Origin of the sequence: Psychroserpens mesophilus (genome assembly GCF_050617655.1) — a bacterium.
Lineage (GTDB): Bacteria > Bacteroidota > Bacteroidia > Flavobacteriales > Flavobacteriaceae > Psychroserpens > Psychroserpens mesophilus_A.
This window is the reverse complement of the sequence record NZ_JBODQC010000030.1, coordinates 1-1036: the sequence shown is the minus strand read 5'-3', so window position 1 is coordinate 1036 and position 1036 is coordinate 1. Positions and strand designations below refer to the sequence as shown.

1 protein-coding gene is annotated in these 1036 nt (G+C 37.6%); it reads right to left on the bottom strand.

Annotated features, from left to right (window positions below):
• Positions 1–1036, bottom strand: a 1036-nt coding sequence (locus tag ACRHNM_RS16175; protein WP_431137676.1) for a hypothetical protein, incomplete at both ends; no start/stop codon positions are given.

Here is a 1036-nt window from a genome sequence, read left to right as displayed (position 1 = left end):
CTGTATATGTGAATCCTAATTTCCAAGCATCATAGGCATCTTGTATTTCCTGTTGTGTTGATGATGAATCTAAACTAACTCCTGCTGGACAACTCACCTCTAATGCTACTGATGGTGTAATTGTAAAACTAGCTGTTTCACTAGCATTCTCACATAAATCTGTAACATTATAAGTCACACTTACACTTCCTCCAGCACATAAGTCTGGTGCAATGTAAGCACTTGCTAATTGTCCTGATGCATCACAGCCTCCTGTATAACCAAACTTATCTAAGAAGGTTTGAAAAGCCGCATCTAATTCCGTTTGAGTTGCATAATCACACGATCCATAACTCTCATTTGCTACTGCTGTAACGTCTAATGTAGATTCAAAAGCTTTAACGGTAAAGCTACACGTAATAGCTACTGTTTTTCCACAATCGTCACCAGCATTTATATCAACTGAAATTATTTGATCGGATGTACCACACTGTGTAGGTGCTTGTAAAGATGATACATCTGTAGAATATTCTACTGCTGCATTACAACCTCCTGTTGCACTAAAGTTCGCTAATATTGCTGCTTTCCAAATATCGAATGCGGCAGTTATCTCTGCATTAGTTGAACATCCATCTACTTCATTATCTGCTGGGCAATCGCCTAATAAAGCTAAATCATTTGAATAAGCTGGAACTGTAAACGTTGCTGTTACTGGTATAGTTTCTCCACAATCATCTTTTGCATTAATATCTACTGACACTACTTGTGCTGATGTATTGCAATAACCATCTACTGAAAGTGTAGTTAAATCTACTGAATATTCAACCTCTGCATTGCAACCTCCTGAAGCAGTCATATTTTGTAGTCCAAGAATCCATGCTGCAAACTCATCTGCAGGATTTACACATGCTAATGTTGTTACATCTGAAGGTTTTGTGCTTAATGTTAAATCATCGGCTGCTTCAACCTTAAATGTTGATGTACAACTTACTCCATTTGGATTACAAGCATCACTTGCTAATAATGTAAAGGATAAGTCAACTCCTTCTCCACACGC